Origin of the sequence: Oceanobacillus caeni (genome assembly GCF_042678465.1) — a bacterium.
Classification (GTDB): domain Bacteria; phylum Bacillota; class Bacilli; order Bacillales; family Amphibacillaceae; genus Oceanobacillus; species Oceanobacillus caeni.
In genome coordinates this window covers 1-7,458 of sequence record NZ_JBHTKV010000052.1, presented here as the reverse complement: position 1 = coordinate 7,458, position 7,458 = coordinate 1, and the positions used below count along the sequence as shown (strand labels likewise).

The following is a 7,458-nucleotide window of genomic DNA, read 5'->3' as shown; positions in this document are numbered from 1 at the left end:
GAACACAGAAGTTAAGCTCTCCAGCGCCGATGGTAGTTGGGGGTTCCCCCTGCGAGAGTAGGACGCCGCCAGGCAAAACTAAAAGACAGGATAGGATGAAAAATCTTATCCTGTCTCTTTATATTGGGAAAAGCTTTGATAAACACAGTATTCTTTCCAAACAATTAATCTTAACTATTATGATAAAGAGTTATTTAAACAATTTAATAGTAATTTTACGTTACATATTTCGGAGGGAATAGTGATTTATCAAGTTTTATTCTTCTCATTTGAGTTGATGTCCATTGATATTTTAAAAGTGAATAAATAGCCCATACTTAACATAAATCATAATGAAGTATATAATTTAAGTACATAAAAACTTAACAGGAGGATCAATAACATGGGTAGGAAAGTTGTTTCAAAACAAATTTGGCAGCGCTTTCTCTATGAGGGGACAATTGGATTGAAAGAAACGAATATATCTAGTGAAATAATTGAATCCTGGCAGTTTTGTAGAAATCAAAATGTAAACCCATATTGTGGTAAGGCTGGAAAGGTCTTAGATTTACAATCATTAAAACGAAAGAAGAAGCAAAATCAATTATTGCTAGATTTAGCCAAACCACATATTGAACAATTAAGAGATTTTTTAAAAGGCTGGCGTTATGTAACCACTTTAACAGATTGTGATGGTTATATATTATTTGAAGAAGGAGAGAACACGGTTAAACATGCGGCTGATAAAATCTATTTTATCGAGGGAGCGAAGTGGGGAGAGAAGGAAGTTGGTACTAATGCGATTGGACTTGCTCTACGCTTGAAAAAGCCGATAACGGTTAAGGGATATGAACATTTCTCAGTTGCCTCTCAAGCATGGAATTGCACTGCTGCTCCAATATTCGGACAGGATGATAATTTAATTGGTGTACTTAACATTTCCAGTCTGTATCGTTCGATTAACTATAATTATGTTTTAGCATCTATAAAATTAGCTGCTGATTCTATTTCTTTAGATTTGAAACAACAAGTGCAAGAGGATTTGGAACTGCTGATCCAACCCGATTTTAACTCCGACCAGAATGCAATCATATGCTCAACTAATGAAGTTATTTATTCATTACCAACGGGACTATCTTCTACGTATCATTCTCTCATCGGATGTACCTTATCTGAATTTATTAAAGAAACGGATATACAACTATCAAATCTACGTATCCCTATTAAAAATGGAAATAGGATTATTGGATATCGTATCCCTATCGAAATGCCTTTTAAGGATTCTTCAACACTTAACTTTAAAGGTGTGAAAGGTACGAGTGCAACATTTCAGAAAGTATTGGAGGACGTTAAGAAAGTTTCTGCTACGGATACATCGGTACATATATATGGAGAAACCGGTACTGGGAAAGAAGTTATATCTCAGACCATTCATGATAACAGTAGTCGTTCCAACGGTCCTTTCTTAACAATAAATTGCGGTGCATTACCTGAAGGATTACTAGAAAGTGAATTGTTTGGATATGAGCCAGGATCTTTCACTGGTGCAAACAACAAAGGATATAAAGGTAAATTGCAACAAGCTAATGGTGGAACATTATTTCTTGATGAAATCGAAGAAATGTCATCATCGATGCAAGTGTCATTATTAAGAGCTCTACAGCAAAGAGAAATAACACGTATCGGAGGGACAGGCTCGATTCGTCTCAATATCAGAATAATTACTGCTTCTAATGAGGATATTCGAAAGTTGGTAAAGGAGGGGAAATTCAGAAAGGATTTGTTTTATCGGATTTATGTTTTCCCTATTCAAATACCTCCACTAAGAGAGAGAAAAGAAGATATCAAACACTTCATAAATGACTATTGTGAGAGGGAAAGATGGTTTCCTAGTTGGATAAGGAGATTGGAGAAGATTTTCATGCAGGGAGAGTGGCAAGGGAATGTGCGTGAACTATATAATGCTTTGGAACGATGCAAAATATTATTTACCAATCAAACACCAAACGATGAAGAGTTATTACAACTTGTCTCCGTATTAGAACCAACTTCACTTTCCGCCAAGTCCCAACCTAAGAAAATAGAAAACTATGATGTTAGAACACAATTAGAGATTAAAAGAATGAAAGAAGCGCTAGCTAAATATAACGGTAGGGTATCTAGAGCTGCAGAAGAATTGAATATATCAAGAGCAACATTATATAGAAAGATAAAGAAATTCAACTTATAATTCATAAAATATTTGAGAAAAAATGAGACGATTTGAGAAAAGCGTCTCATTTTTTTATTTTTTATTTTCAAAGTAATTGAAAGCGGAGTCATAGCAAGATATTACTTGTTGGCATGTTTTTTGCATATAAACTAGTGAAACAGCGAAGAAAGGAGTTGATACATTGAAAGTATTTGATGTAGTCATCATCGGTGCAGGTCCAGGTGGATATGTCTCAGCTATTCGAGCTGCACAGTTAGGGAAGACAGTTGCCATTGTGGAAAGAGAAAAAATTGGTGGAGCTTGTCTGAATGTTGGATGCATTCCTTCAAAAACACTATTAAAGTATAGTGAATTAGTAGAGGGAATAAAGCAAGCAAATGATTGGGGGATTAAAACAGGAGAAGTTTCTATTGATTTTCCCAAATTAATGAACCGAAAAGATCAAGTTATTCGAACGTTAACTGGTGGAGTGTCTCATCTACTTAAGAAAAACAATGTCACCGTCTTTCAAGGGGAAGCAAAAATAAAGGCAGATTTAACGGTTGATATTGGTGCAGAGAGAATTAGTGGGAAAGATATTTTATTAGCAACTGGTAGTAAACCATTTGTACCTCCAATTAAAGGATTGGAGGAGATTGATTACCTGACAACAGATACATTTTTTGATTTGAAAAAACTACCCAAATCACTAGTAATTATTGGTGGAGGCGTTATATCCGTAGAATTGGCATCTGCTATGGCACCATTAGGAACGAAAGTAACGATTATCGAAGTAGCCCCAGATATCTTAATGACTGAGGATGATGATGCGAGAAAAATTATTAAAAAGCAATTAGATAAGCAATCGGTTCAAACTATTATAAAAGCAAAAATTAAAGAGGTAAAAGAAAACAAAGTAATTTTATCTAATCAAGAGATACCTTTTGATAAACTTTTAGTCGCAACAGGAAGAAAGCCCAATATTAAATTGGCACAGGATTTGAATTTGAAAATGGATGAAAGTAATAAATTTGTTGCAGTAAACGAGGTTTATGAAACGAGTAGAAAACATGTTTACGCAGTAGGGGATTTGGTTGGGTCCTATCAATTGGCACATGCTGCGAGTGCAGAAGGAATTGTTGCTGTACATGAAATGGCAGGCGATCACAGTTTAAATCTTGACCAAACAAAAATTCCAAGATGTGTTTACACACACCCAGAAGTCGCTTCGTTTGGATTAAGTGAAGAACAGGCGAAAGAAGCTGGTTACGATGTGAAAGTAACCATGTCAAGTATTGGCGGAAATGCTAAGGCTATTGCTATGGGATCGACAGAAGGCTTTGTAAAAATTATTTCTGAAAACAATTATGAAGAGATCTTAGGCGCTGTTATCGTTGGTACTGGTGCGACAGAACTGATTGGTGAGATCTTAACCATGAAACACGCTGAGGGGACCGTTACGGAATTGGCAACAATGATACATGCCCATCCAACTGTTTCAGAAACAATTGGTGAAAGCGCCAATGCCCTATTTAAACAAGCTATTCATATGTAAAAAGCATTAAAGGGAGGAATTTGAAATGGAAAAGAAAACAGCTCTATGGATTTATCAAAAGATGAATGAGATTCGATTTTTTGAAGAACAAGTTCGTCGTATCTTTGGAAAGGGTCTTATTCCAGGTTTTGTTCACTTGTATGCTGGTGAAGAAGCTGTTGCAACAGGGGTTATGGCTCAGTTAGAAGATAGCGATTATATCACCAGTACACACCGTGGTCATGGACACGCTATTGCAAAAGGTTGTGATATTAATGGGATGATGGCAGAAATTATGGGTAAAAAGGATGGATTAGGTGGAGGTAAGGGTGGATCAATGCACGTTGCTGATATCGATAAAGGTATGCTTGGTGCCAATGGGATTGTTGGTGGCGGCTTTGGTTTAGCAGCTGGTGCTGCACTTTCTATTAAGACGTTAGGTAACGATAATGTGGCGGTTTGCTTCTTTGGGGACGGCGCCTCGAATGAGGGGACATTCCATGAAGGCTTAAATCTTGCTTCGATTTTGGATTTACCAGTTATCTTTGTTTGTGAGAACAATCAATTTGGTGAAGGAACACCGTTTAGATATGCAAGTGCGTCTGAGACTGTTGCGGAAAGAGCGTCAGCCTATAATATGCCAGGTGTACGTGTGGACGGAATGGATGTTGAAGCAGTGTATAAAGCTACGGAGGAAGCAATTGAAAGAGCAAAAGCTGGTAAAGGACCTACATTAATTGAATGTGATACGTATCGTCAATACGGACATTTCGAAGGTGACGAACAAAAATACAAATCGGAGGATGATCCAAATAGAGACCGTGATCCAATCATAGAGTTTCGGGGGAAGGCGGTTGAGAATGGTTGGATAACAAAAGAAGAAGCAGATTCCATTGAATCAGCAGCAGAAAAGACGATTGAAGATGCTGTTGCATTTGCTGAGGTTAGCCCATTACCTGATGAATCATCCTTATATAAAGACGTTTTCGCATAAAAAAAGTAAAAGGAGGAATTACAATGGCTGAAAGGAAAATTTCATTTATGAACGCTATCACAGAAAGCATGGATATGGCAATGGAAAAAGATGATCGGGTTATATTAATTGGAACAGACGTTGCTGGTGGAGCGGAAGTTGATCACCTCATCCAAGATGATGTATATGAAGATGCATTTGGTGGTGTATTTGGTTTGTCAAAAGGACTCGTTGGAAAGTATGGGAGGGAAAGGGTTATTGATACACCGATTGCAGAGCATGGTTATTTTAGTGCTGCAGTAGGTGCAGCTGCTACTGGATTACGGCCAATCTCTGAATTAATGTTTAATGATTTCATTGGCTTTGCCTTAGACCCTATATTGAATCAAGGAGCTAAGATGCGCTATATGTTTGGTGGGAAAGCTAAAATACCACTTACTGTACGAACGGTACACGGAGCAGGTGTTGGAGCAGCTGCGCAGCATTCGCAAACCTTATATGGAATGTTTGGATCTATACCGGGAGTAAAAGTGGTTGTTCCGTCTAATCCATATGATGCAAAGGGTCTGATGTTAGCAGCGATTGAAGAGGATAACCTTATCGTTTTTTCAGAGGATAAATCGATTTATGGTATGAAAGGTGAAGTACCGGAAGAATATTATACAGTAGAGATTGGTAAAGCAAGCGTTACGAAAGAAGGAAAGGATCTTACTATCGTTGCAATTGGCAAAATGGTTCATGTAGCGCTTGAAGTAGCGGAAGGGTTGGAAAAAGATGGGGTTTCTATAGAAGTAGTCGATCTAAGAACGGTGGCACCATGGGATGAAGAAACCGTTTTAGAATCTGTAAAGAAAACAGGAAGACTCATTGTAATTGATGAGGCAAATCCGCATAACAACACTGCTACAGATGTAGCTTCAGTCGTCGCTGATAAAGCATTTGATTATTTAGATGGACCTATTAAAACTGTTTGCGCACCGGACACACCTGTACCATTTGCCGCGAATTTGGAAAAAGCATATATTCCAGATGCGAACAAGGTGTTAAAAGTGGCAGAAGAATTAATTTTTGATTTAAAAAAAGAATAAACTTTTAGGAGGTGAATGATTAAATGAGTGAACCCATTGTAATGCCAAAATTAGGGATGACGATGACAGAAGGTACAATTGTAGAATGGCACAAAGAAGTCGGAGACCACATCGAACAAGATGAACCAATATTGACAATTAGTTCAGAAAAGCTTACCCAAGAAGTGGAAGCACCAATTGCAGGTGTTCTGTTAGTCAAAAATGCGGATATTGGTGATGAAGTAGAAGTAGGAGGGATGCTTGGAGCAATAGGAGAAGAAGGTGAACAGGTCGGGAATGCTTCTGTTTCAATAGATGTTGAAGAGAAGGAGAAAGAATCGGCCATTGTTTTTGAAACATCAAAAGAAAAAGATCCTAATTGTCAGTCAGATGATAAGGAAGGAAAGACAATTAAAGGTGAGCGGATATTTATTACCCCATTGGCTAGAAAAATGGCCAAGAAAATGAACTTTGATATAGAATTAATCAAAGGTACTGGTGGTAATGGGCGAATTACGAAATTGGACATTCAGCGAGTGGAAGCTAATGGGTTCGATTATCAACCAGCAGAAACATTAGAAGTGGAGGAAAGGACAAAGAATTACGTTGATTTAGAAGCAGTGGGCGAAGGGCTCTCACCAATGCGCAAAGCTATTGCTCGTGGAATGCGTGGAAGTTTAGCACAAACAGCACAGTTAACCCTGCATCGAAAAGTAAATGCAGACAAACTGATTGATTTCCAAAAATCACTACGAAAGGAAATTGACAAAAGTAATCTAGATGTAAAACTTAGTATAACTGTACTAATTGCTAGAGCAACCGTTCTTGCCTTACAAGATTACAAGAAAATGAATTCTCTCTACTATAACGGTGAGCTAAAAGAATTGGATGAGGTTCATTTGGGAATTGCCACATCACTTGAGGACGGTTTGGTTGTCCCAGTTGTTAAAAATGCACATCAAAAAACAATTGGAGACCTTGCAAGAAAAATCAAAGAAATCTCAACCAAAGCTAGAAATGGAGAAGCAAGCGGTGATTTACTCTCGGGTGCTACCTTTACGATTAGTAATATGGGTGCAACGGGAATTGAATACTTCACTCCAATTCTAAATTCACCAGAAAGTGGTATTTTAGGTGTAGGTGCATTACAGGAGGAATTAGCCTTAACGGAAGAGGGAAAAGTGAAACAAGTTAAGAGAATCCCGTTTAGCTTAACTTTTGATCACCAAATTCTAGATGGTGAAACAGCAGCACAGTTCTTAAATCTAGTAATGAAATATATTGAATCACCTTATCTACTAACCTTATAAATAAACAAAAGAAAAGACCTTGGAAGATATTTTAATTACTCCATATATCTTCCAAGGTCTCAAATTTCTTACTTCAGGTTTTCATATGAAGGATTTACTTAGTTTATAATAATTGTAAATAGATAGATGAAAGTGTGCCAAGTGTATAATGAAGGCTAGACCATAGTATTTTCAAGAAAAGCCGATTTTATTCGAGAAATTCTATGACCTTTTTTAAATTTACAAAAATAAAGTATAAATACTCCCCCTTCTTGCAACTAGGTATTGCTCAAGCCGAATAACACAAAGGAAAATTTATATAGAGGAATGAAATAAAATAATTTTTATCCTTAATTATTCATACTTCCATGTGCCTAAGTAAACAAGGTTCAAATTCTATATTTTTTCAAATTATAAATATAGTT

The 7,458-nt window shown here is 37.0% G+C and carries 5 protein-coding genes and 1 rRNA gene; all 6 read left to right on the top strand.

Translation table 11 applies throughout. From position 1 onward, the window contains the following. Positions 1-74, top strand: a 5S ribosomal RNA gene (gene rrf / locus ACFQ18_RS18115); the annotation flags it as partial. Positions 75-382: 308 nt separating this feature from the next. After that, on the top strand, positions 383-2,209 hold the full coding sequence (locus tag ACFQ18_RS17785) for a sigma-54-dependent Fis family transcriptional regulator (RefSeq protein WP_047186538.1): 1,827 nt from the start codon (positions 383-385) through the stop codon (positions 2,207-2,209). A gap of 163 nt (positions 2,210-2,372) precedes the next feature. Next, the gene (gene lpdA / locus ACFQ18_RS17780; RefSeq protein ID WP_204798825.1) at positions 2,373-3,725 is read left to right on the top strand and encodes a dihydrolipoyl dehydrogenase; all 1,353 of its coding nucleotides are present in this window, start codon (positions 2,373-2,375) and stop codon (positions 3,723-3,725) included. 25 nt (positions 3,726-3,750) lie between these two features. Beyond that, positions 3,751-4,698, top strand: a complete 948-nt coding sequence (locus ACFQ18_RS17775; RefSeq protein WP_047186540.1) for a thiamine pyrophosphate-dependent dehydrogenase E1 component subunit alpha — start codon at positions 3,751-3,753, stop codon at positions 4,696-4,698. A 23-nt stretch (positions 4,699-4,721) separates the two neighbouring features. Then, complete coding sequence (locus ACFQ18_RS17770) at positions 4,722-5,765, top strand: alpha-ketoacid dehydrogenase subunit beta (RefSeq protein ID WP_047186541.1); 1,044 nt, start codon at positions 4,722-4,724, stop codon at positions 5,763-5,765. Positions 5,766-5,788: 23 nt separating this feature from the next. Beyond that, a complete protein-coding gene (locus ACFQ18_RS17765; protein ID WP_047186542.1) occupies positions 5,789-7,054 on the top strand; it encodes a dihydrolipoamide acetyltransferase family protein in 1,266 nt (421 codons plus the stop codon). Positions 7,055-7,458: the final 404 nt, after the last annotated feature.

Excerpts from the sequence above, each read along its gene's own strand:
- ACFQ18_RS17775 (WP_047186540.1), top strand. The coding sequence starts at position 3,751 with ATGGAAAAGAAAACAGCTCTATGGATTTATCAAAAGATGAATGAGATT.
- ACFQ18_RS17785 (WP_047186538.1), top strand. The coding sequence starts at position 383 with ATGGGTAGGAAAGTTGTTTCAAAACAAATTTGGCAGCGCTTTCTCTAT.
- ACFQ18_RS17765 (WP_047186542.1), top strand. The coding sequence starts at position 5,789 with ATGAGTGAACCCATTGTAATGCCAAAATTAGGGATGACGATGACAGAA.
- ACFQ18_RS17770 (WP_047186541.1), top strand. The coding sequence starts at position 4,722 with ATGGCTGAAAGGAAAATTTCATTTATGAACGCTATCACAGAAAGCATG.